This is a genomic window from Ilumatobacter fluminis, from assembly GCF_004364865.1.
Taxonomy (GTDB): Bacteria; Actinomycetota; Acidimicrobiia; order Acidimicrobiales; family Ilumatobacteraceae; genus Ilumatobacter; species Ilumatobacter fluminis.
The window spans coordinates 312,492-339,080 of sequence record NZ_SOAU01000001.1; the positions used below are offsets into that span (position 1 = coordinate 312,492).

The window sequence follows — 26,589 nt, forward strand, 5'->3', positions numbered from 1 at the left end:
GCCGGAACGGCCGGGGTGGGCATGTCGCCCGCTCCGGCCGTTTCGCGTTCCGATCCGCTTCGCAGTGAGCGTCAGCGGCGGTTGGCGACGGCGATCGTCGCCCGTGCGACGTCGGCGAACCGGGTCGTCAGCGGCGAGCAACCGAGTCGCACCACGTCGGGTTCGCGGAAGTCGGCCAGGACGCGGTCGTGCTCGGTCATCTCGGCGACGATCCGTCGAGCGTCGGGTTCGTGCACGCACAGGTGGCCGCCGCGCCGATCGTCGTCCCGCGGGGTCGACGTCGAGAGCCCGAGGGCGTCGCAGCATCGGAGGCCGAACCGTCCGAGCTCGACCGATTTCGCTCGGATCGCCTCGATACCCGCCGCCGCGCTGACCTCGATACCCGCCTGCGCCGCCACGAGGCTCAGGATCGACGGGGTGCCGATGCGGAACCGCCCGATGTCGGCACGCGGTGTGAAGGTGTCGCCCATGGCGAACTGGTCGGTCTGGGCGAACCAACCGTGGAACGGCTCGTCGAGCTGCTCGATCAGGTCGGCTCGCACGAAGGTGAACGCAGGAGCGCCCGGTCCGCCGTTCAGGAACTTGTAGGTGCAGCCGACGGCGAGATCGATCCCCACCTCGTGCACCCGCACGGGCAGCAGGCCGGCAGCGTGCGACAGGTCCCACACGACCACGGCGCCCGCCTCGCGGGCACGGGCGGCTTCGGTGGCCACGTCGACGATCTCGGCGGAGCGGTAGTCGACCATCGACCGTACGGCCACGGCCACGTCGTCGAGCTGGTCGAATCCGGCGCGGACCTCCAGGTCGCGGGCGGCAGCGATCGACTCGACGATGTACCGATCGGTGGGGAAGTCGGCCGGGTCGACGGCGATCACCCGACGATCAGGACGCAGACCGACCGCCGCCGTGATCAGCTGGAACAGGTTCACCGACGTCGAGTCGTGCACGACCACCTCGTGCGGTTCGGCACCGATCAGCGGTGCGAGTTCGGCCCCGACCGCCTGCGGCCAGTCGAGCCAGTGGTCCCAGCTCCGGATGAGCCCCGCCGCCCAGTCGTCGCGCATCACCTGTTCGACGCGTTCGAACGCCCGCTTCGTCGGCATGCCGAGCGAGTTGCCGTCGAGGTACGCCAACTCGGGGTCGGCGATCACGAACTCCTCGCGCCATCCCGCCAACGGGTCGCCCGCATCGAGCGTCACCGCCTCCTCCACCAGCTCCTGCATCCCCCCACCCTGCCACGACGAATGGGGTCGGATACGTTTCGTCGGGAGCGACGAAACGTATCCGACCCCATTCGTCAGGTGAGTTCGAGGAAGGTGGCGTGGCGGACGTGGCCGTCGTTCGTGAACTCGGTGATCTCGATCGTTGCGGTGAGTACTGGCTCGATCCAGTGAGCGCCGCGACGGTACGACACCGGCGGCAACGGGTCGAACGGACAGGCCGTCTGCTCGAGGTCGCGCAGGCGCGGTGTCATCGCAGCCAGGGTCGTCTGATCGAAGCCGGTGCCGACCCCGCCGGCGAACACCAACCGGTCGCCGTCCCAGCGGCCGACGAGCAGCGCACCGAACGTCGACGATCGGTTGCCGCCGCCCTCGGTGAACCCGCCGATCACCACGTCGACCTTTCGGCGATGCTTGATCTTGCGCCAGTTCGGCGACCGCTTGCACGGCTGGTACGTGCTGCCGAGCCGCTTGGCCATGATGCCCTCGAGCCCTTGCGACTCGGTGGCGTCGAACAGTTCCTGGCCGCCACCGATGCGGTGCGCCGGAACCGTCCAGTTGGCGCCCGGCTCCACCGCCTGTTCGAGCAGCCGTCGCCGGTCTTCGTACGGGAGCTCGATGGTGTCGTGCCCGCCGAGGTGCAGTACGTCGAACGCCTGGAACACGACCTCACGCGCGTGGCGCTGCATCAGCTCGAAGCGGGGCATCCCGTCGTCGTCGAGAACGACCAGCTCGCCGTCGAGCACCGCTCGGTCGGCGTGCACCGCGTCGGCCAGACCGGCGAGTTCGCCGTACTCGTCGGTGACGTCGCGGCCGCTCACCGACTGAACCCGCACCGTGCCGCCGTCGACGTGCACGATCGTGCGGTAGCCGTCCCACTTCACCTCGTACGCCCACGCGTCGTCGTCCGCTGGTAGCCGACCGAGCGTCGCCTTCATCGGCCCCACCGGGAACTCGAGTCCCATGCGTCTCAGTGTGTCGGATCGCTCGGTGGTCCGCCAGTGGCTCAGTGCCGTCGGCGTGGAAGGTGCTGCGACAAGACCTCGGTGTCGACCAGCGTCGCGATCTCGTCGTCGCTCATCCCGAGCACGTCGCGCAGCACCTCGGCGTTGTCCTCACCGCGGTAGCGCGGCGACCCACTCACCCCGACATCGGGCGCGTCGGAGAACTTCCAGGGCGCGTTCGGGACCCGGTACGTGCCGCCGCCTCGGTCGTCGATCTCCGCCACGGCGTTGCGCTCCCGGGCCCACTCGGAGTCGCAGACCTCGCGCACCGAACGGATCGTTCCGCTCGCCAACCGGTGCTCGGCCAGGATCCGTTCGAGTTCGGCCGTGTTCGGCACCGTCGCCGCGAACTCGGCGATCGCGCCGAGCACGACGTCGAGGTGCTCGAGCCGTCCGGCCACGGTGGCGAAGCGTGGGTCGTCGATGAGATCGGTGCGTTCGATCGCCCGCATGTACATCTCGAACGTGCCCTTCGACGCCGGGTTGCCGGCGATCGCCATCCCGGTGCCGTCGGCGAGGGTGACGACGGGTTGCGACTCGTTGCCGAAGCTACGCACCCAGTCGGGGTCGACATCGCCGTCGTACAACTCGTCGTGCACGTGCTCGTTCACGTACAGCATGACCTGGGCCATCGCGATGTCGATCCACTGTCCGCGGCCGGTGCGCTCACGCTGGTACAGCGCGGCGAGCACGCCGGCCGCGGCGTCGAGCGAGGTGTACACGTCGGCATGGCTGTGGCGGTCGGTGCGGTACACGCCGTCGCGACCGTGGTCGCCCTGCGACTTCGTCAGCCCGGTCTCGGCCTGCACGACCGGCGCATAGGCACGTCGGTTCTTCCACGGCCCGGTCGCCCCGTAGCCGGTGATCGAGGCGTAGACGATCCGCGGGTTGGCGGCCGAGACCGCCTCGTACGACAGCCCGAACTTCTCCATCACTCCCGGCCGGAAGTTCTCGACGATCACGTCGGCCTGCTCGGCGAGACGCAACGCGATCGCCGACCCCTCGTCGCTCGCCAGGTTGAGGCTGATCGACCGCTTTCCGGCGTTCTGCTGCGCGTAGTAGCTCGGCATCGAGTTGCGCCGCGGCGAGGTGAACCGGGTGATGTCGCCGTCGGGCGGCTCGACCTTGATCACCTCGGCACCGAGGTCGGACAGCATCCGGGTGCAGTGCGGGCCGGACAAGACCCTGGTGAAGTCGAGGACGCGGATCCCGTCGAGAGGTGCGGTCATCGTCCCATCGTGCCCGACGCGGCCGTCCGCCTACGAGTGCAACGGGACCAAAGACCCTGCCGTCGCGTCACGCGACCGACGAACCTGGAACGATCCGGCCGGTGGGGTTCCCGGCGGCAGGGCGACACCGTGAGGAGGGTCACATGAAGGTGCTGCTGGTCGAAGGACAGACCCAGGCCGCCGCGGCGGCCGGACGGGAGCTGCGCGAACACGGACACACGATCGAGGGCTGCACGCCCGTCGATCCGTCCGCCCCCTGCAAGGGCCTCGAACCGTCGGGCGTGTGCCCGCTCGACGGGGGCGACATCGACGTGGCCGTGGTCGGTCGACAGGGCGGACCGCTCGCCGCCGACGAGCGCGGTGCACTGTGCGCTGCCCGCTACCGGGTGCCGGTCGTCGTGGCCGGCGACCCACGTGACGCCGTGTCGTTCGGACCCGGTACCCACCTCGCCCCGAGCGACCTCATCGGCACGTGCGAGCGAGCAGCTCGGTCGGGCGACGCCCACGTGGCGGCGATTCGTCGCGAGCTGCTGATGTCGGCCGTCGTCATCCCCGACGACGTCGACGTCGACGATCCACCGATCAGCTTCGCCGTCCGTCGCGAACCCCACCGTCTCCGCCTCGAGGTCCGCGCGCCGGCCGACGAGCCGCGACTCCCGTCGATCGTCAAGGCGGCCGGAGAAGCCCTCCGTCGGTTCGACCCCCACACCCCGGTGATCGACGTCATCACCATCACGACGTAGCGACCAGAAGGGGTCAGGCACCTTCCGTTCGGGCGCGTGTCATCTCCAGACCAGAAGGGGTCAGGCACCTTCCGTTCGGGCGCGTGTCATCTCCATGATCCTTTTCGGACCGGAAGGTGCCTGACCCCTTCTCGTCAGATGCCGTCGGCGGCTTCGGCGGCGGCATCGTCGACCTTGCGGCCCTTCGGCAGGGTCGCGAAGACGGCCGGCGGCTCGCGCCACGGGTCGCCGCCACCCGACTGTGCGTCGGCGATCGCCTTCCACACGCGCTCGGCGGTGCACGGAAGATCGATGTGGCGCACGCCGAGGTGTGACACGGCATCGATGATCGCGTTCTGGATCGCCGGCGTGGAGCCGATGGTCGACGCCTCGCCGATGCCCTTGGCGCCGAGCACGTTGCGGTCGGACGGCGTCTCGGTCGAGTACACGTCGAAGTTCGGCATCTCGGCCGCCGACGGCAGGCCGTAATCGGCGAAGTTCGACGTGATCGGATTGCCGAGGTCGTCGTAGCGGACCTCTTCGTACAGCACCTGTGACAGGCCGGACGCAATGCCACCGTGCTGCTGCCCCTCGAGCAACAGCTTGTTGATGACCGTGCCGGCGTCGTCGACCGCGACGTGCCGACGCACGCGGGCGCGCCCCGTCTCGGTGTCGACCTCGACGGCGCTGATGTGGGCGCCGAACGGGAACGACGCGCCGTCCGGGGCGTAGATGGTGTCGGCCGCGAGCGGAGCGTCGACGAGCTCCTCCGACTTGGTGGCCAGGTCGGCCCACGACAGTGCGGCGGCGGGCACGCCGGCCACGCCGATGGTGCCGGCGTCGGCGTCGACCACGATGTCTGCCTCGTCGGCTTCGAGCACGCGGGCGGCGAGCTGCTTCGCTCGTTCGACCACGAGCTTGGTCGCCTCGTTGACCGCCGAGCCGCCGTACTGCACCGAGCGGGATCCGCCGGTGCCGCCACCCTTGGGCACGAGGTCGGTGTCACCATCGACGAGCCGGATGCGGTCGACCGGGATACCCGTCTGTGCGCTCACGATCATGGCGAAGGTGGTCTGATGACCCTGCCCGTGCGACAGGGTGCCGCACGACACCGTTGCGGTGCCGTCGGGGTGCACCTCGAGCTTGCCGAACTCGTCGCCGCCACCGCCGCCGGTGATCTCGACATAGGTCGCGACGCCGATCCCGAGCTGCACCGTGTCGCCGGCCTCGCGTCGTCGCTGCTGCTCGGCGCGGAGCCGGTCGTAGCCGATGAGGCGAGCGGCCTCACGCAGTGGCATCCGGTACGAACCCGTGTCGTATTCGGGCCCGGTGAGGGTCTGGAACGGGAAGACGTCGTCGGTCAGCAGGTTCTTCTCGCGCAGTTCGATCGGGTCGATGCCGAGCTGGTGGGCCGCCTGGTCGACGAGCCGCTCGAGCAGTGCCGTCGCCTCGGGTCGGCCGGCACCGCGGTAGGCGCCGGTCGGCGGTGTGTTGGTGGTGGCGACCGCGACGTCGAAGTCGATCTGGGGGAAGGCGTACGTGCCGTGGCTCATCCGGCGCGTGCCGCCGGGCAAGGCGGCGCCGATGCCGGGGTAGGCGCCCGCGTCGCCGACGAGCCGGACGCGCAGCCCGGTGAACGCGCCGTCGGTGGTGCAGCCCAGCTCGGCGTACTGGACCTGCGAGCGGCTGTGGTCTTTCGCCTGCATGTCCTCGGTTCGGGTCGGGATCCAGCGGACGGGTCGGCCCAGCCGCTGGGCGGCCACGACGACCACGGTGTACTCGTGCTGCATGCCGGCCTTGCCGCCGAAGCCGCCGCCGACCCGCGGCGTGACGATGTGGAGCTGCGAGCGGTCGATGCCGGTGGCGGAGGCCATCGCAGCGTGGACGTAGTGCGGGAACTGGTTCGCGGTCCAGACCGTGATGCGATCGTCGTCGGCCGGGGCGGCTGCGACGCCGTGGGGTTCCATCGGGGCGACGGCGACCCGCTGGTTCACGAAGCGCCCGCGGACCACGACGTCGGAGATCGCGTCGAGGTCGACCGGTGAGTCGGGCGCGTCGGCGACCGCGATGTTGTCGCCCCGCTCAGGGCGGAGCAGCGGTGCGTCCGGAGCGAGCGCCGCTTCGGCATCGGTGACGGCGTCGATCGGCTCGATGTCGGCCCACACCGCATCGGCGGCGTCGGCGCCCTGCGCAGCAGTTTCGGCGAAGACCACGGCGACGGCCTCGCCGACGAACCGGACCCGATCGGTGGCGAGCGGCGGACGGGCGAACGCCGGGTCGATCGGGGCGAAGCCGTGGTGCGGGGCGACGTCGAGTTCGTCGGCGGTCCAGACGGCGACGACGCCCGGCATCGAACGGGCCTCGTCGACGTCGATCGAGTTGATGATGCCGTGGGCGATGTCGGAACGGACGAACACGGCGTGCAACGCGCCCTCGCCGAGGTCGAGGTCGGCGATGTACTTGCCGGCGCCGGTGAGCAGCTCGGGGTCTTCGGTGCGTGACACCCGGTTCCCGAGGATCGAGCCGCGCAGCCCGTCGGGCCGCTGGATGGGGGAGGGTTCGAGTGTCGCACTCATCTCCCCCGACTCTACGGTCCCGTCGAACAAGCCGATGAACGGGGTCGGATACGTTTCGTCGGTCCCGACGAAACGTATCCGACCCCATGTGCTTACCCTGGCGCTCGTGGAGGTTGCGACGGGGCGGGCGGTGGCCCGGCGGTTGGCGGGGTCGGTCTATGCGCCGTTCGTGCTGTCGATGCTCGGGCGCGGCATGCTCGTGCCGGTCCTGCCGCTCTACCTGCGCGACGCCGGGTTCAGCTTCACGATGGTGACGGTCGTGGTCGCCGCAGCGGGCATCGGCGCCGTCGTCGGCGGTCTTCCCGCCGGCGCCACCGCGCAGCGCTTCGGTCCGGAGTGGCTGTTCGCCGGCGCGACGGTGCTCACCGGTATCGCTTCGATGCTGTTCGGGATCAGCACGGCGGTGCTGGCGCTGTTCGCGTTCCACCTCACCGTCGGCCTCGGCGCCGTCGGCACCCGGGTGGGTGTCCAGGTGCTCGTCAACGACGCCGTCGGCGTCGAGTTGCGTGGCCGGGCGATGTCGATGCTCGGCGGTGGGATGCGGGTCGCCATGTTCGTCGGTCCGATCCTCGGCGGCGTGCTGGTCGACGTCGTCGGCTTCACGGCGACGTTCGTGGTGTGTGGTGTGGTGACGTTGTTCGGCCTGATCCCGTTCGTCATGTCACGCCGCTCGACCGACGGGGGTCGCCGGTTCGCCCGGCCGACGGTCGCGGCGTCGGGCGTCGTACGCGCGTTACGCGCCCACACCGGTCTCCTGCTGCTGGCCGGCATCGGTTCGGCACTCGTGGTCACGGCCCGTGCGGGTCGCAACGTGATCGTCCCCCTGATCGGTGACGAGCTGGCGATGTCGGCGGCGGCGGTCGGTTTCCTCGTCGCGATCGGCACCGGCGCCGACCTGCTCCTGTTCCCGGTGAGTGGCTGGCTGATGGACCGCTTCGGGCGGCTCGCCGCGATCGTGCCGGCGTTCTCGCTGCTCGGACTCGGCCTGCTGCTGCTCGGGCTCAACCCGACCGTGGCGGGGGCGATCGTGTCGGGCGTGGTGATGGGCGTCGGGAACGGGATGTCGGCCGGCACGATGCTGACGCTCGGTGGCGATCTGGCCCCGCCCGAGTCGGGGCCGTTCCTGTCGGCGCTCGGCATGACACAAGATCTCGGCGTGGTACTCGGTCCGCTCCTCGTCGGCTGGCTGGCCGACGCGGCGGGGCTCGAGGTGTCGGCGATCGTGCTCGCCGTCGTGATGTTCGCGGCGATCGCGTGGATCCTGATCGTGTTGGGCGACACCGCACGGCCCACCCGGCCGTGGATCGTCAGCCGGACACAGTTTGTTGCGAACGCAAGTAGCTCTAGCATGGTGTCATGAGCGCTGTCGTCCAAACCGTCCCGCTGGGCATGCAGTGGCCCACGCTCGACCCCTTCCTGTTCTGCGTCCACCACCTCGACGAGTACCCGGCCGGCAACGACCGCCAGGGTCCCGTCGCCGACCTGTCAGACCGCCCGCTCGGCCAGGACTTCGAAGGCATCGACGGGTGGCGGATGTACCACGGCCAGGTCGTCCCCGGCTTCCCGGCTCACCCGCACCGCGGCTTCGAGACGGTCACGTACGTCCGCCAGGGTCTGGTCGACCACGCCGACTCGATGGGCGCCGCCGCTCGCTACGGACGCGGCGACGTCCAGTGGCTCACCGCCGGCGCCGGCATCCAGCACGCCGAGATGTTCCCGCTGCTCGACCGCGACGGGGGCAACACCCTGGAGCTGTTCCAGATCTGGGTCAATCTCCCGTCCGCCGACAAGATGGTCGACCCGCACTTCTCGATGTTCTGGGACGCCGACGTGCCGCGCGTCGTCGCCGACGGCGTCACCGTGACGGTCGTCGCCGGCTCGCTCGGCGAGGCGACGCCGCCGTCACCGCCGCCCGCATCGTGGGGCTCGCGCGACGAGGCCGAACTCGCGATCTGGCACATCGTCCTCGAGCCCGGTTCGTCGTGGACGCTGCCCGCCGCTGCGGCCGCCGACGCCAACCGCGTGCTCTACGTATTCGACGGGGCGGGTGCCGATCTCGACGGCACGACCGTCGACGCCCCCACGGGCGCCGTCGTCGACCCGACGGCGAACGTGCCGATGCGGAACACGTCGGACGCACCGGTCGAGATCCTCATGCTGCAAGGTCGCCCGCTCAACGAGCCGGTCGCCCAGTACGGCCCGTTCGTGATGAACACCCGCGAGGAGATCCAGCAGGCATTCGACGACTACCAGCGCACCCAGTTCGGAGGCTGGCCGTGGGATCGTGACGATCCGGTGCACGGCCTCGACGGCGACCGGTTCGCCAAACACGCCGACGGCCGCGTCGACCAGCCGGCCTGAACGGCGGCCGCGGGACGGATCAGTGCAGTTCGGCGTTGGCCGCCATGCGCTGCGCCATGACGGGCATCATCTTGGCGGCGATGCCCGGGGTCTCCTCGATCACGGTCGAGAACACGCGCCCGTCGATGTGGAGCACGGTGCACTCGGTCGCGCAGGCGACGGTCGACGTGCGGTGATGGTGCGTGAGCAGGGCGATCTCGCCGGCGAAGCCGCCGGCGTCGATGTTGGCGACGTGTTCGCCGTTGCGCGTCACCTCGAGCGTGCCCGACACGACGACGAACATCTCGTGGGCGACGTCGCCTTCCCGCATGAGCACACGGCCGGCCGGGAAGCTCAGCTGCGTGGCCGACTGTGCGACGAGGTCGAGTTCGTCGTCGTCGAGTCCGGCGAACAGCGGAATTCCGGTCAGGTTGTCGTGGTACGCGTGGGCCATCGGTGCAGTCTCCCCGTTCATCGAACCGGCTCGGGCCGGATTCCCCGCGTGTCAGCGTAGATCACCGGGCCGTGCGGTGGCGGTGTCGAACGCCGTCGACGACGACCCCGCGGTCGTGGTCACATGCGCTGAGTGAGCCCGCCGTCGACGACGAAGACCTCGCCGCTGACATAGCGGTTGCGCACGAGCGCCAAGGTCGCCTCGGCGCAGTCGTCCGGCGTCGCCGAGCGCGGCACCGGCGCGGTCGCAGCAACCGCCTCGTGCTGAGCGTCCCAGTCGCTCGTCCACGGTGTGGCGACCAGGCCCGGCGCCACGGCGTTCACACGGATCGGTCCGTACGACTTGGCCAGCAGGAGCGTCATCTGGTTGAGCGCCGCCTTCGACATCGAGTACGCCATCGACGAACCGACCGGCCGGACCCCGGCGATCGACGTGATGTTCACGATGTTGCCGTCGTCCGAGCGCCGGAGATACGGGATCGCCCGCTTGGTGAGCCACCACGTGCCGAACACGTTCACCTCGAACGTCTTGCGGAAGATCTCGTCGGTGAGCTCGTCGAGCTCGTGGTGCGGCACGACGGTCGTCCATCCGGCGTTGTTCACCAGCAGGTCGAGCTGGCCGTACCGCTCCACCGTGGCGTCGACGAGATGGTGCGCCTGCTCCTGATCGGCGATGTCCGCACGGATGTAGGTCGACTCGCCGGGCAGGGCGGCCGACACCGCCTCACCTGCCTCGACCGACGACGACGAGTTCACGACCACCGTGGCGCCGAGCGCCGAAAAACGGTGCGCGATCGCTTCGCCGATGCCGCTCGACGACCCCGTCACCAGCACCACTCGTCCGTCGAATTCCGTCCCGATCTCGCTCATGCCGAACGACGCTAAGCCACCCGGTCGAACGGTCCGCCATCGGGCCGTCGACGGCGGCTCCTCGCCCCTGTTCCGCTGGGCCTCGCGCGGGGTACCGTTCGCGCATGCGAACGGAATTGCTCATCGGTGGTGAGTGGCGCCAAGGCGCCGACGACGGGCGGATCGAGGTGACCGACCCGGCGACGACCGACACCATCGCCGAGGTGGCCGACGGCACGCCCGCCGACGCGCTGGCGGCGTGTGATGCCGCGGAGTCGGCACAGGTGGCGTGGGCCCGCACCGCTCCCCGCGAGCGCAGCGAGATCCTCCGCCGGTCGTGGGAGGTCCTCGTCGAGCACACCGACGAGCTCGCCGAGCTGATCGTGCGCGAACACGGCAAGCCGATGGCCGACGCCAAGGGCGAGATCACCTACGCCGCCGAGTTCTTCCGGTGGAACGCCGAGGAAACCGTTCGCATCAGGGGCGACATCGGTACGGCGCCGTCGGGCGCCAACAAGATCATCGTGCACCACCCGCCGATCGGCGTCGTGGCGATGATCACCCCGTGGAACTTCCCGGCGGCCATGATCACCCGCAAGCTCGCCCCGGCCCTCGGCGCCGGCAACGCCGTGGTGATCAAGCCACCGAAGGAGACGCCGCTCACGGCGTTGCGGATCGCCGAGTTGCTCGGCGAGGCAGGTGTGCCCGACGGACTGGTCAACGTCGTGCCGACGTCGACGTCGGGCGACTGGTTCGATGCCGTCGTCGACCACCGAGCCGTGCGCATGCTGAGCTTCACCGGTTCGACGGAGGTCGGTCGGGTGCTGCTCCGGCGCGCCGCCGACCGCGTGCTCAAGACGGTGATGGAGCTGGGCGGCAATGCGCCGTTCATCGTGTTCGACGACGCCGACGTCGACGCCGCGGTCGAGGGAGCGATGGTCGCCAAGATGCGTCACTCGGCCGAGACCTGCACGGCCGCCAACCGCTTCTTCGTGGAGGCCGGTGCTGTCGACGAGTTCGCCGAGAAGTTCGCCGCGGCGATGGGCGACGTGCGCGTCGGCAGCGGCCTCGACGAGGGCGTCACGTGCGGCCCGATGATCAACGCCAAGGCCGTGTCCGACATCGACGGGCTCGTCCAGGGCGCCGTGGGGGAGGGGGCGTCGGTGCTCCTCGGCGGCTCGCCGAGCGACCGCACCGGATTCTTCTACGACCCGACGGTCCTACGCGACGTCGCCCCCGGGTCGGAGATCACCCGCAACGAGATCTTCGGCCCGGTCGCTCCGATCATCACCTTCACCGATCACGACGACATGATCCGTCAGGCGAACGACACCGAGATGGGTTTGACCGGGTACGTGTACACCCGCGATCTGGCGAAGGGGCTCCGGGTGAGCGAGCAGATCCAAGCCGGCATGATCGGCCTGAACCGGGGCGCGGTCAGCGACCCGGCCGCGCCGTTCGGTGGCATGAAGCAGTCGGGCCTCGGCCGCGAAGGCAGCACCGAAGGCATCTACGAGTTCTGCGAGACCCAGTACATCGCCACGAGCTGGTGACAGAAGGGGTCAGGCACCTTCTGTTCGGTCCGTTCGGACCCGCTGGTCCGTTGGGAACAGAAGGTGCCTGACCCCTTCTGTTCGGTCACGTGGGTGTGAGCCAGGCTTCGTAGCAGGAGGCGAGGCGGACGAGGTCGGCGATCGCGACCCGTTCCGTGGCCTGGTGGGCGTCGTCGATGCGGCCCGGCCCGAACACGCACAGTTCGCGCGCCAGACCGCCGTACCGGAGCGCGTTGGTGCCGAACGGAGCGACCGTCGGTGTGGTGCCGGCGGCTCCGGCGAGTGTGCGGACGAGGTCGCCGTCGGGTGGCTGGTAGAACGCCTCCGAGCCGAACGTGCCGTCGGGTTGCGCCGGGAGCAGCGACCGGCACGTGACCGGCAGTGGGCTCGCCTCGTGCGCGATCTCGATCAGCCGCTCGTGACACTCGTGTGCGACCTGCCCGGGTACGACCCGCTGTCCGATCGTGATCCGGCACTCGGCGGGGATCACGTTGCCGCCGGTGCCGCCGCTGATCTCGGTCACCGACAGCGTGCTGGTGCCGAGTTCGGTGGTCGGTTCGATCGTCTGGAGCCGTCGGTGTTCGGCTTCGTACGCAGCGATCACGTGGGCCATCGCCTCGATCGCGTTGGCGCCGAGGTCGGGCAGGGCGCTGTGTGCCGCCTTGCCGTGCACGGTGACCTCGATGCTGACGCCGCCCTTGTGGCCGTGGATCGGAGCGAGCTCGGTCGGTTCGGCGACGACGAGCTGATCGATGCGGTGGCCGCGCTCGTGGACCCAGTCACGGAAGCGGCCGGCTCCGAGCAGGCCACCGGCCTCCTCGCAGACCGACCCGACGACGAGCAGCGTCGGCTCTGCGGTGCGGCCGTCGGCCCGCCACTGTTCGAGCAACGCCAGGATCACACCGAGTGACGCCTTGGTGTCGAGTGCACCTCGGCCCCAGACGAACTCGTCGTCGATGCGGCCGTCGAACGGGGGGTCGGTCATGTGCTCCACCGTCACCGTGTCGGTGTGCACGTCGAGGACGACGAGTCGGTCGGTGCGCCCGTCGAACCGGGCGTAGACGTTCGGCCGCCCCTCGTCGACGTCGTCGAGTACGACATCGTCCGCGCCGAGCGACGAGAGCCGCTCGGCGAGGCGCCCGGCGATCGCGGCCTCACCGATCGGCCCCGCCGACTCGGCGATCGGGCCCCGGTGGAGCGGATTCACGCTCGGGATGCGCACCAGTTCGGCGACGCATCCGGCCAGCTGCTCGGCGGTGACGACCATGGCGCAGTCTCGCGCGGTCCCGCCGACACGTCGACGCCGGCCACGTCGACACGTCGACACGTCGACACTCGAACTGGTCGTGCCGTAGATTCCTGCCATGCCGACCTACGAGTTCCGGTGCCGCACGTGCGACGACACCTTCGAGGTGCGCCGCCCGATGAGCCGGTCGGGCGACCCGGCCACCTGCCCCGACGGGCACGACGACACGGCCCGTCTGCTCTCGGTCTTCGCTAGTACTGGTGGTTCGTCGTCGGGCCCGGCACCGGTGTCGGCCATGCCGGCAGGCGGCGGATGCTGCGGTGGTGGCTGCGGCTGCGGCCACTGAGCTCCTCGTCCTCCGACCACTCCCACCGTTCGAAGCCGGGCGAGCAGCGCGCGGCACGGCGGGTCGGTCAGCCGGTCTGTCGAGCGACCCAGACCGATGCGATCGCCGAACCGAACTCGCTCGCTCCCGCGGTGCCGACGGGGAACGTGATCTCGAGGGCCTGCGTCCCGACGACCGTCATCAGGTTGGCGGCTCCACCGATGTTCTCGGAGAAGCCGGCCATGTCGGCGCCCGGGATCTCGACGTCTTCGTCGGCGCCGAGTCGTTCGCTCGTGAACTCCGGATAGAGGCTGATCCCGAGCGCGGCCGGCGCTGCGGGGTCGGACGCGTCGATCCAGCGACACGACGGCGATGACTCGAGCGTGCCCGCGATCTCCTCGACCTCGTCGACACCGAACGCGGTCTGCACGGCGTCGGGGGTGCTGAGGGCGCACAGCTGCTCCGAGGTCCACGGCCCGGCGCCGCCGAGTTCGTCGGCGCCAGACGATGCGGTCGACGGCTCCGAGGCCGGTTCCTCGGCGGCGACGCCGCCGTTCGAGTCGCCGTCGGTGTCGTCGGACTCGCTGTCGCCGCATGCGGTGGCGACGAGCGTGAGGGTGAGCACTGCCGCCGTGGCGAGCGTGCGGGTGTGGGTGGTGAGCATGGGTCGATCCTCCAACGGGCCGAGGGGGTGTCTGTCGGGGGCCAGTGTCGCGGCTCCGGCGTGGTGCTCACATCGGGAGTTCTCCCGATCTGTTCCCGAACGGCTGCTGGTGACGGTGATCGGCGTCGCGTGCCACCGGCGCCCGCCCGAGCCCGGACAGCCCGCCGAGCCCGTACAGCCCGCCGAGCCCGTACAGATGGCATAACCCGGTGTGGCAGCATGGACCGAAGGGGAACGGGCCATGGACGACAGAAAGCCGGTGCTGTACGCGTTGTTGGGAGCGGGCGGAACCCTGCTCGTGGTCGGGTTGCTCGCCGCCGGGATCGCCATCGGCCGCTCCGGGAACGACGACCCCGTCGCCTCCGAGACGATCCCGACGCCGGTCCCGACGTCGTCGTCGACCACCTCGAGCACCACCTCGACGACGATGCCGACGACGACGTCCACGTCGACCACGACGTCCACGTCGACCACGACGTCCACGTCATCCACGACCACGACGACCACGACGACCACGTCGACCACGACGTCGACGACGACCACACTGCCGCCGACGACCACGACCACGGTGCCGCCGACCACCACCACGACGACCACGACCACGACGTTGCCCCCCGAACCGTTCGTGATCGATCTGTCCGAGCCCTTCGGAGGCTCGGCGAGCGGGAGTGACGAGCCGGCGATGCCGCGCCGCAGCGTGTGGGCGAGCTGGTGGCGGAGCGGCAACCTTCGGGCCGTCACCGGGGTCGGCCCGACGGGGTCCGACGAGTTGTGGGCCGAATCCTCCATCTGGTCCGACTTCGTGGCCGACGGTCCCGAGGGAACGCTCCGTGCCACGGTCTCGTACCACGGCAATCTCATCACGCTGGCCTCGTTCGGATCGGGCACCGCCGTCGAGATCGAGTTCGCGGTCTACGAGCTGGACGGCTCATCGCAGGGCGGCCAGATCTACCGACGCACCGTGCTCGACGAGGAGATCCTCGCCGAGGCCATCCAGAGTGCCTCGAACGTGACGCTGGAGGACTCGGAGTTGATCACCGAGACACTGCAGCTCGAGCCGAACCAGGCGTACCGGGTGCGGCTCGACCTCCGCTGCGAGGCGAGGGCCTTCTTCGCCCTGAGCGCCACCCAATGCGCGTTCGGACCACCCGAGATCGCCGACACCGGTCCCAACTATGCGCGTTGGTCGAACGTGACGATGACCTTCCCCGGCTGAGGCGGCGCTCGCCGGGAGCCGGAGGCCGCAGTCGTGGTGGCAGGGTCTCGGTGGGCGCACCACCCGTGTGCGGAGAACCGCTCCTCCGCGCACCGTGCCGAACCCGAAGGTTCGATGCACCAACCACCCATGGCGGTGGTGCGCCCGCCGCGACCCTGCCACCACGCTGCTGCCCGGCGCCTCCCCACGCAGCCGGGAGCGCCGCGCACCGTGCCGGTGGCGATCTGTGCGACGGACGCACGCCGAGCGGTGAGGTGGCGGGTCCTCGTTCGCCCGGTCCCGAAGGCACCTGCGGAAGGTGGTGCGTCCGTCGCAAACCGACGACCGCTCCTGGGCCTTGGCGGGATGCGCCAGGAGCGGTCGTCGAGTGCCCGCCCGGGAGTCGAACCCGGGATCCGAACCAGTCGGGCGGTGTGTTGCGCCAAGCAATTTATCAGCCTTGGCAAACGATCAACCATGGTCCTTCGTCCTTTGCCGGGATTTGACCAAGGTTGTTCATCGACCTTGGTCGCAGGGTGGTGGGTCGGCTACGGTCGGTGCTGTGAAGGTGGACATCACGGCGTCGAGGGCGAAGGTGGAGGTCGGCCCGCCGGGCGGACCCGACGTCGCGCTACCGGCCCGGTTCACCATCACGGTCACCGAGGGGTCGCCGTACGACCTCCGCTTCGTCACGGAATGGGACGAGGCCGAACGCCGTCACACGATCCGTGAAGCGACGTTCCTCGCCCCCGACAACGCCGTGCGCATGTCGTCGATCATCCGGGTGCCGATCGCCGAGACCGTCAGCGCTGCGATCGAGTCACGAGTGCTCGACGATCGAGGTTGGGCCGGTGTCGTCGCCGATCATCCCGACCATCCGCCCGAGCACGTCGACGCACTCGTCTACCTCCTGTCGGTCGCCGTGGGGAGCGCCAAGCCATCGGCCAACGTCGCCATCGCTCGCGGCCTGTCTCCGGCGAGCGGGCCGAAACGTGTCGGCGCCGCGCGCAAGCTCGGCCTCATTCCCGAGGCCGAATCGGGGAAGGCATCGGCCGGCCTCGGTGCGTTCGACCGCGCTGCCCGTCGTCAGGCCTGACCGGATGCGGCCGACGCTCGACGTCGGCCATACTCGTACCGTGGCCGCCGACGATCGCATCCCCGTCCTCGTCTACGACGACGGTTCGCCCGGCGGGGCGATCGCCTTCGACCGCGCCCTCGATGTCGCCGCCCGGATCGTCGTGGCGATGACCCCGGCGTCGCCCAATCACACCCGCAACGTCGCCGCCGCCGATCACGCCGGAACCCCGGTCCATGTCGTGGTGCTCGGTGCCGGCGACGACGTCCACGACGCGATCTGCCGGTGCGCGGACGAGTCGATCCACCTGGCGTTCGTGCCACGTCCCGCCGAACACCCCGGTCGTTACGTGCGTCGCATCGTCCAGGCGGCGGGCGAGTGTCAGCAGGCGGGCCACGGAGTGCTCGCGGTCTCGGTCGTGCACCCCGACGCGACCGTCACGGGCCCGGTCGTCGAGCTCGACCCGGCCCACTCCGACTCGGGCTTCGCCGCACTGTTCGCGGCCGGGTTGGCCGGGACGCTCGGCCGCCCACTCCACATCCTCCGTCTGCCCGGCGACCGGACGAACGCACCGGTACGCGACCCGCAGGCGCTCGACCGGGCGCGCCGCTTCATCACCGATCACGATGTGGCGGCGTTCGACGAAGACGTCGACGGTGACCCGATCGTGACCGCCCGCTACCACGCGGACGGCGCGTCGTCGGTCGTCCTCGCCCTCGGTGGGTTCACGGTGCACGGTCGCAAGCCGACCGCGCCGAGCGAGATCCCCGACGCCGTCCTCCGCACCCCGGACGGCGAGATCGCCCACTCACTGGTGGCGGACGCGCCCGCCGACATCGTGCTCGTGCTCGACGCGATCCACCTCGAACACGGCCACGTCGCCCGCTCGGCGGCGATCGGTGCCGCTGTCGGTGCGATCACGGTCGGGGTGCTGGCCCGAGGGGCGGCCGGACTCGTCGCCGCCGGCTCGGGTGTCGGTGTCGCGATCCTCGCCTATCAGGCGGTGCACCACCACCTCGACCGCCTCGACGAGTCAGGCACAGCGGGCGGGGTCGCCACGCAGGGCGCCTGACCGACCCGGCGAACGGTTCAGAGACCGAACGACGCGCTGCGCGCCTGCTCGATCGTATCCTCGTCGCCCTCGAGGGCGACCCGGGCGTGATCCTGGCGGCCGAAGACGAACAGCACCAGCTCGCCGACCGGGCCACGCACGGTCACCATCGGCTCCGCCTGCTTGGCGACGATCGGATCGCCACCCTCGGGCGCCAGCGTGATACCCACCGGGGCCCGACGGGTCAGCGGCTTGGCCATGCGCCCGAGCGCGCTCGTCAGGTCGGCCGTGAGCTCGTCGTCGAGCTCACGTGGTTCCCAGCCCGGCTGGGCGCGCCGGACGTCCTCCAGGTGAACGAAGAACTCGCTGGTGTTCGCCAAGCGATCGACCGCGTCGATCCGGGTCGGTGAGAGCTTCGGGGCCGCACGCACCTTCTCGACGAGGTCGGTCCACTCGGTGTCGGCGATCTTCGACTGCACCTTGTCGGTGTACCCCGAGAACATCGGGACGAGCACGCCGGGCATGGCGTCGGGTCGCCGGTCTCGCAGCACGACGTGGGCGGCGAGGTCGCGGGCGGTCCACCCCTCGCAGAGGGTGTCGACGTCGGGGCCGACGGCGAGCAGTTCGTCGGCGAAGCGCTGTCGTTCGAGGGTCGCTGGTGTGGTCATGCCGTTCCTTTCGGGCGGACGGATCGATCTGGATTCATTCGGACCGGATTCAGGAGGCGGACTCGGGGACGAACGCCACCGCCGCGAGCGGTGGCAACGTGATCAGGATCGACTGGCGTTGCCCGTGAGCGTCGACCGGGGTCGTGTCCACGTACTCGCCGTTGCCGACGCCGCTGCCACCGAACCGCTCCTCGTCGCTGTTGAAGATCGCCTCCCAGCGTCCGTCGGACGGCACGCCGAGGCGATAGTTGTGTCCGGGGATCGGCGTGGCGTTCATCGCCACCAGGACGGGGCGCGACTCACCGGTCGGGTCGGTCCGCAAGAACGCGAACACGCTCTGCTCAGAGTCGTGCGACTCGATCCACTGCATGCCGATCCCCGAGCCGTCGGCGTCGGCGTCGCCACGATGCAGGGCCGGCTCGGTGAGGTAGAGGCCGTTCAGTTCGGCCAGCGCCAGTCGGACACCTTCGTGCATCGGGACGTCGTGGAGCGACCAGTCGAGGTTGGCCTCGTGGTTCCACTCGTGGCGGGTGGCGAGCTCGCCGCCCATGAACAGGAGCTTCTTGCCCGGCTGGAACCACTGCATCGAGTAGAGGAGCCGGAGGTTGGCGAACTGCTGCCAGTCGTCGCCCGGCATCTTCTGGAGCAGCGAACCCTTCCCGTGCACCACCTCGTCGTGACTGAGCGGCAACACGTAGTGCTCACTGCCCATGTACACCGATCGGAACGTGATCTCGCCGTGGTGCCAGGCGCGGTGCATCGGATCGCGCTGCATGTACTGCAACGTGTCGTGCATCCAGCCCATGTCCCACTTGCCGCCGAACCCGAGCCCGCCGACGTACGTCGGACGACTGACGCTCGGCCAGGCGGTCGACTCCTCGGCATGCGTGACGACGTCGGGGAACTCGTCGTAGACGGCCTCGTTGAGCTGGCGGAGGAAGCCGATCGCCTCGAGGTTCTCGCGACCGCCGTACTCGTTGGGGATCCATTCGCCGGCCTGTCGTGAGTAGTCGAGGTAGAGCATCGAGGCAACGGCGTCGACGCGCAGACCGTCGACGTGGAAGCGGTCGAGCCAACAGATTGCGCTCGAGAGCAGGAACGACCGCACCTCGTTGCGGCCGTAGTTGAAGATCGCCGAGTTCCAGTCGGGGTGGAACCCCTGGCGGGGGTCGGCGTGCTCGAACAGGTGGGTGCCGTCGAAGCGGGCGAGCCCGTGGTCGTCGGTCGGGAAGTGCGACGGCACCCAGTCGAGGAGAACGCCGACGCCGCGCTGGTGGAGCCGGTCGACCAACGCCATCAGGTCCTGGGGCGACCCATATCGGCTCGTCGGCGCGAAGTAGCCCGTCGTCTGATAGCCCCACGATCCGTAGAACGGGTGCTCCATGATCGGGAGGAACTCGACGTGGGTGAACCCGTGGGCGAGACAGTGATCGGCGAGCGGATCGGCGAGGTCGCGGTAGTTCGGGAAGCGCTGGCCGTCGCTGAGCGTGCGTCCCCACGATCCGAGATGGACCTCGTAGATCGACATCGGCGAACGCAACGAGCTGTTCTCGTGCCGACTCGACATCCAGTCGCCGTCGTTCCACTCGTACGACAGATCGGCGACCAGCGAGTCGGTCGACGGCGCCTCGTGGTGCGCGGCACCGAACGGATCGGCCTTGTCGAGCCGCTCGCCCGACTGGGCAGTGATCCGGAAGTGGTACGTCGTGCCGATGCCGGCTCCGTCGACCACGCCCGCCCACACGCCGGACGAACCCTGGGCCTGCAGTTCGTGTTCGCCGCTCCACCCGTCGGCGTCGCAGAGCACGTGGACCGAACGCGCCGACGGCGCCCACACGGCGAACCGCACGCCGCCGTCGACCGGGTGGGCACCGAGGTGCTCGTGGGCACGGCGGTGCTTCCCCTCGGTGAAGAGATGGAGGTCGAGATCGGGGATGGTGTTCATGCGGAGGGTTCCCTTCGCTGGTCGGTCGAGTCGTTCGGAATGGCGGCGGCGTTCGTCGTTGGCATCAGCGTCGTTCGCATCAGGCCGGTCGGAGCATCGCGGCGACCGCCGAGAGCGGCCAGTGCACCCAGTCGGGGCGGTTCGCGAGTTCGTATCGGATCTCGTAGAGGCCCTTGTTGAGTGCGTACACGTCGCGGAGCAGGCGGGCGTCGTCGCGATCGGCGGGCACGAGGCCCGATGGTTCGATCTCGGCGAGGTAGGCGTCGGTCATCAGCTCTTGCATCCGGTGGGTCCACCGGTCGCGTGCGGCGTCGAGATCGGCGACGTCGGCGTCGGCGACGAGGCCGCGGGCGATCGCGGTGTCGACGGCGCTGCGTCCGGCGTAGTCGAGCGACCGGACCAGGCCCCCGAGGTCGGTGAGCGGGGAGCGCAGGATGCGTCGTTCGCCGATCGGTTGACCGGGTTCACCTTCGAAGTCGATGAAGGTGATGTCGTTCGACGTGCGCAGGATCTGACCGAGGTGCAGGTCGCCGTGCACGCGGATGCGTCGGGCGTCGAGCTTCTCGGCACGGAGCCGGTCGAAGCGGGCCAAGACCTCGTCGGCCGGACGCATGAGCACGTCGATGCCGTCGAGTTCGAGCTTCGACCGTCGTACGGCACGCTGGGTCGATCGCACCCCGTTGCGGAGCGTCTGGAGGAGCGAGCGTTGCCACAACAACGTGAACCCCTGCGGCGCGAGATCGGGCTCGGTGGGGTCGGCCAGCGCCATGTGGAGTTCGGCGGTGCGGCGGCCGAGCAGGTCGGCCAGCCACGCCGACGACCCGTGATCGACGTCGAGCGTGTCGGTCTGCTCGATCTCGAGCGACAGTTCGTCGAGCATCGAACTCCACAGGTCGCCGTCGTTCGCGACGGCGTCGTGGACCACCACAACGTCGGCGGCCTGTTGCTCGTTCGAGAGCGATACGTCGGCCGTCGCGACCAGCCCCGGCACGTGAGCGAAGCCGCGTGCGGCGAGGTGTCCGACGAGCTCGACGTCGGGGTTCGGGCCGGCCTCCAAACGGCGGATGAGCTTGGCGATGTAGTCGTTGCCGACGAGCACCGACGAGTTCGACTGCTCGACCCCGAGCACGTGCACGTCGGTCGCCGACCGCAGCGGTGCCGACGCCCGGTTCCTGCGGGGACGGCCACGCAGGCCGCCGTGTCGACCGGTTGCCGTTCGGCGCGAGAGGGCAGCGGCGACGACGGAGGAAGCACCTTCGGGGTGGGCCATGGCGTCGACCAGCAGGCTGCCGTCGGCCAACTCGGCGACGATCGCGCCGGGTGTCTCGGTGGCGACCGTGTGTGCCGCCGTGCCGTCGGCTCGCATGAGCGGGACTGCGTAGCGATGGTCGTCACCTTCGGTGAACGAGACCCGGACGATCAGGAGCGCGACGTCGGTGTCGGGGTGGCGGAGCGAGATCGTGTCCTCGATCGTGATGTCGCGGACCCGCAGCTCCTTGCCGGCGTACCACCGCCGGGACGGCATCCAGCGGCCGAGCGCACGGGTGAGCGCTGCACGTCGACGCAACATCTCGGGCCAGGTACCCGTGAGCGTCGGCAGTTCGGACGGTGAACCGGCCGACTCGACCGGCGGCTGCAACGTGAACCAGAAGAAGCCGTACGGTGCCAGGGTCAGGTGGTAGTGGCCGTCGCCGATCGGGGCGAAGCGCGTCTGGCCGAAGGCCTCCACCGGCGTGTGCTGTGCGAAGGCGCGCAGGTCGAGTTCGACGTCCTGCGCGAGGCGTGACAGGTTCGCGACGCACAGGAACGGGGCCTGACCGTCGAGGCTGCGGGTGAACGCGAGCACGTGCGGGTTGTCCGGCTCGACGAACTCGATGTCGCCACGCGCCAGGACCGGCTGGCGCTTGCGCAGGCCGATCAGCTGGCGCATCCACGACAGGAGCGACGCCGGGTTGTCCTGCTGTGTCTCGACGTTGACCGCCTCGTAGTGGTACCCCTGCTCGGTGATGAGCGGGAGGTACAGCCGGTGCGGGTTCGACGTGGAGAACCCGGCGTTGCGGTCGGCAGTCCACTGCATCGGTGTGCGCACGCCGTCTCGATCGCCGAGGTAGACGTTGTCACCCATCCCGATCTCGTCGCCGTAATAGAGCACCGGGGTGCCCGGCAGCGAGAACAGCAGCACGTTGAGGAGCTCGATCTTGCGTCGGTCGTTGCCGAGCAGGGGAGCGAGGCGGCGCCGGATGCCGAGGTTGATCCGCATCTCGTTGTCGCGGGCATAGGCGCGCAGCATCAGCTGCCGCTCCTCGTCGGTGACCATCTCGAGCGTCAGCTCGTCGTGGTTGCGGAGGAACGTCGCCCACTGGCACCCCTCGGGCGGCTGCGGCGTCTGTTCGAGGATGTCGATGATCGGCGTGCGGTTCTCCATCTGGAGCGACATGAACATCCGCGGCATCAGCGGGAAATGGAAGTTCATGTGGCACTCGTCGCCGTCGCCGAAGTAAGCCGCGGCGTCCTCGGGCCACTGGTTCGCCTCGGCGAGGAACATCCGGTCGCCGTAGCGCTTGTCCATGTGGGCACGGAGGTCCTTGAGGACGGCGTGCGTCTCGGGCAGGTTCTCGCAGTTCGTGCCTTCGCGCTCGAACAGGTACGGGATCGCGTCGAGGCGGAGCCCGTCGACGCCGAGATCGAGCCAGTAGTCGAGCAACTCCTTGACCGCATCGACCACGGCGGGGTTGTCGAAGTTCAGGTCGGGCTGGTGGTGGTAGAAGCGGTGCCAGTAGTACTGCTCGGCGACGGGGTCGTACGTCCAGTTCGAGCCTTCGAAGTCCTGGAAGATGATGCGCGCATCGGAGTACTCCGACGGGTCGTCGGTCCACACGTAGAAGTCGCGTTCGGGCGAACCCTTCGGTGCTTTGCGTGCCCGCTGGAACCACGGGTGCTGGTCGCTCGTGTGGTTGATGACGAGTTCGGTGATGACCTTGAGGCCACGCTCGTGCGCCGCCTTCAAGAAGCGCTTGAACGACCGCATGTTGCCGTACGTCGGGTTGACCACCCGGTAGTCGGCGATGTCGTATCCGTCGTCGCGCAGCGGCGACGGGTAGAAGGGCAGCAACCACACGGCCGTGATGCCGAGATCGACCAGATAGTCGAGGCGGGAGGTCAACCCGTCGAAGTCGCCCGTGCCGTCGCCGTCGGAGTCGGCGAACGCACGGACGTGCAGTTCGTAGATGACCGCGTCGCGAAACCAGTCGTTGCTCATGGAGGCGTTTCCCTTCTCGTTCGTCGTCGCGGTCGCCGACCGCACTGCGGGCTCGGGCCCGCTCATCGGTCGGCCGGGCGCACGGCGAACACGTGGGCGTATCCGGTGCGACCGGGACTCAGTTCGACGTAGTTGTGCCAGCCGCGCCAGCGGTAGATGCCCCCGCCGAGGAGGTCTTCGAGGACGAACTCGTCGTCGTCGCCGATGCCGAGTCCGAACGTGCTCGGGTCGACGTGGACGTGACCGCTGTGGGGCTCGTAGCCGTTGAGGTTGACGATCACCAGGATCGGGTCGCCTTCGCCGAGTGGGTCGGTCTTGGTGAAGCACAGCAGTCCGTCGGAGTCGACGTCGTGGAACCGCAGCGTGCTCAAGTGGCGCAACGCCGGCTGATCGGCGCGGATCCGATTGAGCTTGGTGATGAGTGGCTCGAGCGAGTCGGGCGTGTCGAGGTCCCACTGACGGGTCTGGTACTTCTCGGAGTCGAGATACTCCTCCGACCCCGGACGGATCGCCCGCTGCTCGACCACCTCGAACGCCGGGCCGTAGATGCCCCAGTTGGCCGACAGGGTTGCCGCCAACACGGCACGCACGGCGAACACCGGGCGGCCCCCGTGCTGCAACTGGTCGGTGAGGATATCGGGCGTGTTGGGCCAGGCGTTGGGGCGGTAGTAGTCGACCGTGCGGGTGGACAGGTCGGTGAAGTACTCGCGGAGCTCCCACGCCGAGCGACGCCACGTGAAGTAGGTGTACGACTGGTTGAAGCCGATCTTGGCGAGCCGCTCCATGACGCGCGGGCGGGTGAACGCCTCGGCGAGGAAGATCGTCTCGGGGTGATCGGCGCGGATCGAACCGAGCGCCCACTCCCAGAACGGGAACGCCTTGGTGTGCGGATTGTCGACGCGGAAGATCGTCACGCCCCGGTCAACCCAGAAACGGATCACGTTCGCCAGTTCGGTCCAGAGCGCCTCCCAGTCGTCGGTCTCGAAGTCGATCGGGTAGATGTCCTGGTACTTCTTCGGTGGGTTCTCGGCGTACTGGATCGTGCCGTCGGCGCGATGCTTGAACCAGTCGGGGTGCTCGTCGACCCACACGTGGTCGGGCGTGCACTGGAACGCGATGTCGAGTGCGAGTTCGATCCCTCGTTCGCGCGCCGCGGTCGCCAACGCGGTCACGTCGTCGACGGTGCCCAGTTCGGGGTGGACGGCGTAGTGGTCGCTGATGCCCCACGGGCTGCCGACGTCGTCGGGGGAGGCTTCGGTGGTGTTGTTGCGACCTTTGCGGTTCACCTCGCCGATCGGGTGGATCGGCGGCAGGTACAGCACGTCGAAGCCCATGGCTTCGACACGGTCGAGCCGATCGATCGCGTCGCGCAGCGTGGCGTGCTCATCGTTCGGGGCGTCGCCGCTCCACGGTGAGCGGGGGAAGAACTCGTACCACGCGCTGAACCGGGCTCGCTCGGGGTCGACGTCGATGTCGAACTTGGCGCTCGCGGCGGCCGGCTTGCGGTCGATGTATCGGTGCGACAGTCGGGGCCAGGCCTCGTCGTGGAGCACTTCGGCATCGCCGTCACGGATGGCGGCGAGGAGCCGTTCGAGCGTCTCGACGTCGTCGTCGATGCGGGGCTTGGCCTTCTTGGCCGTGGCGAGGAGTTGGTCGGTGATCCGCTCGCCGTCGAGTAACTCCACGCCGATGTCGACGCCGGCCTCGGCCTTGCGTTCGGTGCCGTGGCGCCACGACTCGACATGGTCGGACCAGGCGATGATCTCGTACTGGTGGCGACCGAGTTCGGTCGGGACGAACGACGCCGTCCAGCGGTCGTTCACGACGAACTGCATCGGCACCTGTACCCACGGGCCGGCGTCACCGACGACGGGGGCGTGACGCCAGCGGATCGCGGCGTCGATCGCGTCGTGACCTTCGCCGAACACGTCGGCAGTCACCACGACCGGTTCGCCGAGGGCCGCCTTGGACGGGAAGCGGCCACCGTCGACGACGGGGGAGACGGGTTCGATCACGGCGCGGGCGGGGCGTCGCTTCGGCATCTTGCTCATCGCTCACACCACCCATCGGACGGTCGAGTGGGGAGAATCATCGTCGGCAACACGCGCAACATCACCCCTCCAGTGTTACCCATCCGGGTGACGCGTGAAACCGCTGGTCGGTGAACCGTCCGGGAACTAGCGTGAGCACACACTTCCGGCGGGAAGAAGGGAGCGGGCACATGGGTACGAACGCGACACGGCGAGGGCGTCGCATGCTGGCGATCGCCGCACTGGCGGTCGTCGCGACCGCGTGCGGCGGCAGTGACGACGATGCGGACGGCGGCAGCGCCGACGACGATTCGGCAGCTGACCAAGGCGGTGCGAGCGACGACGCCGGTGTCGACTCGGGAGACGGCTCGGGTGGCGAGGACGGGTCGGCGGGCGACCCGTCCGACCTCGACGCGCTCGTCGTGCTGGGCACGCCGCCGGTCACCGCCGATCCGGGGACGGCCTTCGTCGAACTCGACGGTGAGCGGCTCGACTATGCGGCCAGCGGCTCGATCAACGTCCAGTGCACGGTGACCGATGCCCAGGTCGCGGTCAACTTCCAGACCGCCGACGGGCACGATCTCCTCGTACAGGGCGCCCCGCAGGACGGCACCTGGTTCCTCACCACGACGTTCGCCCGAGGTGGTGACAACACTCGCTACACGGCCGAGTCGATCGCCCGCGACGGCACGTTCACGATCGGCGACGGCGCGCTGTCGTACGAGGGACAGGTCGAGCGGGTGGCCGATTTCGACGTCGCCAACGCCGAGATGGTCGACGCCCGGATGGCGGTCAACTGCGACCCGGCCGGCGGCGGATCCGACCCGACGGCCGAGATCGGCGACGCCGCGTACGCATTCCCGGTGAGCGGTGCTCAGAGCGTGACGTGCACGGTCACCGACGACGCCGTCGAGGTACGCATCAACCGGCTCGCGCTCGAGGGCATCCAGCTCGAGATCAACGCGACGTCCGACGGCGGGCAGTGGCTCGGCAACGTGACCGTCTACACCGACGACGGCAACCTGTCGTCGACGATCCCCGCCGACGGCACCGGCCTGACGGTCGACGGCACGACCGTCACCTACGAGGGCACCTTCACCACCCCGTCCGGCGATCAGGCCGGCACGGCCACCGCCACCTGCTGACCGGCCCCGCCGGGTTTCGCGAGCCTGCCCGGCGGGCACG

General features: G+C 69.5%; 21 protein-coding genes. 9 read left to right on the plus strand and 12 right to left on the minus strand.

Annotation, left to right across the window (positions count from 1 at the left end; genetic code table 11):
* Positions 1-71: 71 nt before the first annotated feature.
* The 3 genes from BDK89_RS01330 to BDK89_RS01340 form a co-directional block, all read right to left on the minus strand.
* Positions 72-1,223: an aminotransferase class V-fold PLP-dependent enzyme gene (locus BDK89_RS01330; RefSeq protein WP_133867239.1), complete on the minus strand. Its 1,152-nt coding sequence runs from the start codon at positions 1,221-1,223 to the stop codon at positions 72-74.
* A 74-nt stretch (positions 1,224-1,297) separates the two neighbouring features.
* A complete protein-coding gene (gene ligD, locus BDK89_RS01335; protein ID WP_133867240.1) occupies positions 1,298-2,185 on the minus strand; it encodes a non-homologous end-joining DNA ligase in 888 nt (295 codons plus the stop codon).
* Positions 2,186-2,226: 41 nt separating this feature from the next.
* Positions 2,227-3,453, minus strand: coding sequence for a CaiB/BaiF CoA transferase family protein (locus BDK89_RS01340; protein WP_133867241.1), 1,227 nt, complete (start codon positions 3,451-3,453; stop codon positions 2,227-2,229).
* A 143-nt stretch (positions 3,454-3,596) separates the two neighbouring features.
* Here BDK89_RS01340 and BDK89_RS01345 point away from each other — a divergent pair, with 143 nt between their 5' ends.
* Positions 3,597-4,196 (plus strand): hypothetical protein, encoded by a 600-nt coding sequence (locus BDK89_RS01345; RefSeq protein WP_133867242.1) that lies wholly within the window; start codon positions 3,597-3,599, stop codon positions 4,194-4,196.
* A gap of 134 nt (positions 4,197-4,330) precedes the next feature.
* Here BDK89_RS01345 and BDK89_RS01350 read toward each other — a convergent pair whose 3' ends face one another.
* Positions 4,331-6,751 (minus strand): xanthine dehydrogenase family protein molybdopterin-binding subunit, encoded by a 2,421-nt coding sequence (locus tag BDK89_RS01350; RefSeq protein ID WP_208293917.1) that lies wholly within the window; start codon positions 6,749-6,751, stop codon positions 4,331-4,333.
* Positions 6,752-6,857: 106 nt separating this feature from the next.
* Here BDK89_RS01350 and BDK89_RS01355 point away from each other — a divergent pair, with 106 nt between their 5' ends.
* Positions 6,858-8,111, plus strand: coding sequence for an MFS transporter (locus BDK89_RS01355; protein ID WP_166657300.1), 1,254 nt, complete (start codon positions 6,858-6,860; stop codon positions 8,109-8,111).
* Entirely contained in the window at positions 8,108-9,112 is a 1,005-nt protein-coding gene (locus BDK89_RS01360; protein WP_133867244.1) for a pirin family protein, read from the plus strand. The genes BDK89_RS01355 and BDK89_RS01360 overlap by 4 nt, the downstream gene beginning before the upstream one ends.
* A gap of 19 nt (positions 9,113-9,131) precedes the next feature.
* Here BDK89_RS01360 and BDK89_RS01365 read toward each other — a convergent pair whose 3' ends face one another.
* Together BDK89_RS01365 and BDK89_RS01370 are read right to left on the minus strand one after the other, a co-directional pair.
* Positions 9,132-9,545: a cyclic nucleotide-binding domain-containing protein gene (locus tag BDK89_RS01365; protein WP_166657301.1), complete on the minus strand. Its 414-nt coding sequence runs from the start codon at positions 9,543-9,545 to the stop codon at positions 9,132-9,134.
* Positions 9,546-9,664: 119 nt separating this feature from the next.
* On the minus strand, positions 9,665-10,414 hold the full coding sequence (locus BDK89_RS01370) for an SDR family NAD(P)-dependent oxidoreductase (protein WP_133867246.1): 750 nt from the start codon (positions 10,412-10,414) through the stop codon (positions 9,665-9,667).
* 104 nt (positions 10,415-10,518) lie between these two features.
* On the opposite strand from BDK89_RS01370, the gene BDK89_RS01375 reads away from it, so the two are divergent.
* A complete protein-coding gene (locus tag BDK89_RS01375; protein WP_133867247.1) occupies positions 10,519-11,946 on the plus strand; it encodes an NAD-dependent succinate-semialdehyde dehydrogenase in 1,428 nt (475 codons plus the stop codon).
* Positions 11,947-12,031: 85 nt separating this feature from the next.
* Here the strand turns inward: BDK89_RS01375 and BDK89_RS01380 are convergent, their stop codons facing one another.
* The gene (locus BDK89_RS01380) at positions 12,032-13,213 is read right to left on the minus strand and encodes a M20 family metallopeptidase (protein WP_166657302.1); all 1,182 of its coding nucleotides are present in this window, start codon (positions 13,211-13,213) and stop codon (positions 12,032-12,034) included.
* A 97-nt stretch (positions 13,214-13,310) separates the two neighbouring features.
* Between BDK89_RS01380 and BDK89_RS01385 the strand changes: the two genes are divergently transcribed.
* A complete protein-coding gene (locus tag BDK89_RS01385) occupies positions 13,311-13,538 on the plus strand; it encodes an FmdB family zinc ribbon protein (protein WP_133867249.1) in 228 nt (75 codons plus the stop codon).
* A 67-nt stretch (positions 13,539-13,605) separates the two neighbouring features.
* On the opposite strand, the gene BDK89_RS21545 is transcribed toward BDK89_RS01385, so the two are convergent.
* Positions 13,606-14,181, minus strand: coding sequence for a hypothetical protein (locus tag BDK89_RS21545; protein WP_166657258.1), 576 nt, complete (start codon positions 14,179-14,181; stop codon positions 13,606-13,608).
* 241 nt (positions 14,182-14,422) lie between these two features.
* On the opposite strand from BDK89_RS21545, the gene BDK89_RS01395 reads away from it, so the two are divergent.
* The 3 genes from BDK89_RS01395 (at position 14,423) to BDK89_RS01405 (ending at position 17,523) form a co-directional block, all read left to right on the plus strand.
* The gene (locus BDK89_RS01395) at positions 14,423-15,397 is read left to right on the plus strand and encodes a hypothetical protein (protein ID WP_166657259.1); all 975 of its coding nucleotides are present in this window, start codon (positions 14,423-14,425) and stop codon (positions 15,395-15,397) included.
* A 541-nt stretch (positions 15,398-15,938) separates the two neighbouring features.
* Positions 15,939-16,472 carry a hypothetical protein gene (locus tag BDK89_RS01400; protein WP_133867252.1) on the plus strand — a complete coding sequence of 178 codons (534 nt, stop codon included), beginning with the start codon at positions 15,939-15,941 and terminating at the stop codon, positions 16,470-16,472.
* A gap of 40 nt (positions 16,473-16,512) precedes the next feature.
* A complete protein-coding gene (locus BDK89_RS01405) occupies positions 16,513-17,523 on the plus strand; it encodes a hypothetical protein (protein WP_133867253.1) in 1,011 nt (336 codons plus the stop codon).
* Positions 17,524-17,540: 17 nt separating this feature from the next.
* Here BDK89_RS01405 and BDK89_RS01410 read toward each other — a convergent pair whose 3' ends face one another.
* The 4 genes from BDK89_RS01410 to BDK89_RS01425 form a co-directional block, all read right to left on the minus strand.
* Positions 17,541-18,170 carry a TIGR03085 family metal-binding protein gene (locus BDK89_RS01410; protein WP_133867254.1) on the minus strand — a complete coding sequence of 210 codons (630 nt, stop codon included), beginning with the start codon at positions 18,168-18,170 and terminating at the stop codon, positions 17,541-17,543.
* A gap of 49 nt (positions 18,171-18,219) precedes the next feature.
* A complete protein-coding gene (gene glgB / locus BDK89_RS01415; protein ID WP_133867255.1) occupies positions 18,220-20,115 on the minus strand; it encodes a 1,4-alpha-glucan branching protein GlgB in 1,896 nt (631 codons plus the stop codon).
* 79 nt (positions 20,116-20,194) lie between these two features.
* Positions 20,195-23,374, minus strand: coding sequence for a maltose alpha-D-glucosyltransferase (treS, locus tag BDK89_RS01420; protein ID WP_133867256.1), 3,180 nt, complete (start codon positions 23,372-23,374; stop codon positions 20,195-20,197).
* 62 nt (positions 23,375-23,436) lie between these two features.
* Positions 23,437-25,425 carry an alpha-1,4-glucan--maltose-1-phosphate maltosyltransferase gene (locus BDK89_RS01425; RefSeq protein WP_208293918.1) on the minus strand — a complete coding sequence of 663 codons (1,989 nt, stop codon included), beginning with the start codon at positions 25,423-25,425 and terminating at the stop codon, positions 23,437-23,439.
* Positions 25,426-25,595: 170 nt separating this feature from the next.
* Here BDK89_RS01425 and BDK89_RS01430 point away from each other — a divergent pair, with 170 nt between their 5' ends.
* Positions 25,596-26,549 carry a hypothetical protein gene (locus BDK89_RS01430; protein WP_133867257.1) on the plus strand — a complete coding sequence of 318 codons (954 nt, stop codon included), beginning with the start codon at positions 25,596-25,598 and terminating at the stop codon, positions 26,547-26,549.
* Positions 26,550-26,589 lie beyond the last annotated feature (40 nt).